Consider the following 605-nt stretch of genomic DNA (forward strand, 5'->3'; position numbering starts at 1 on the left):
AATTAATTATACACCTTGTTGTACTGCGTTTTATTCATAAAAATTTGTCCATTCAACTATCGGTTTGTGTTTATTTTCAAAATAGTCCTTTTCTTTTTGGTTAAGTGAGTTGTAGTATCTCACAAAAGTAGAAATCGCATTTTCTCCTTTTCCCATTCTCCAAAACATATCGTCAGGATTGATTCCAGGATACTTTTCCCAAGGAGCTTTTATTAATTCTGTATAATGGTCAATATATTTGAATGGTAAAGTGTCTAAATCTGATTCTCTAAGTTTTGAGTTTAATTTAATTCCGAAAAATGTTTTTGAAGGTAAGGTTAAATTTCTGTTGAAACGCTTATTTATGTCATTTAGAATGTTTTTAAACTCTGACTTATTTTCAGTCAGTATTAGGCTTATTAAACAGTCGCTTTTCGATTCGTAATTAGAAATGTTTACGTGAAATTTGGGCTTATTATTATCATAAATTATCCATTCTCCATAAGCAGAATCAGGAAGAGATAATTCCTCAATTTTACCTTTTAAAGTTAGATATTTATTCGTTCGGTATTTCATTTCTCAAATGCTGTACAACGTATTTGTGTATGATTTTTTGCGGGAAAAGG

At 29.6% G+C, this 605-nt stretch carries 1 protein-coding gene; it reads right to left on the reverse strand.

Annotation, left to right across the window (positions count from 1 at the left end):
* Positions 1-30: 30 nt before the first annotated feature.
* Positions 31-555, reverse strand: a complete 525-nt coding sequence (locus ACOSP6_RS00065; protein ID WP_422092350.1) for a hypothetical protein — start codon at positions 553-555, stop codon at positions 31-33.
* Between the last annotated feature and the right edge of the window lie 50 nt (positions 556-605).

This window comes from Tenacibaculum sp. MEBiC06402 (assembly GCF_049239625.1).
Taxonomy (GTDB): Bacteria; Bacteroidota; Bacteroidia; order Flavobacteriales; family Flavobacteriaceae; genus Polaribacter.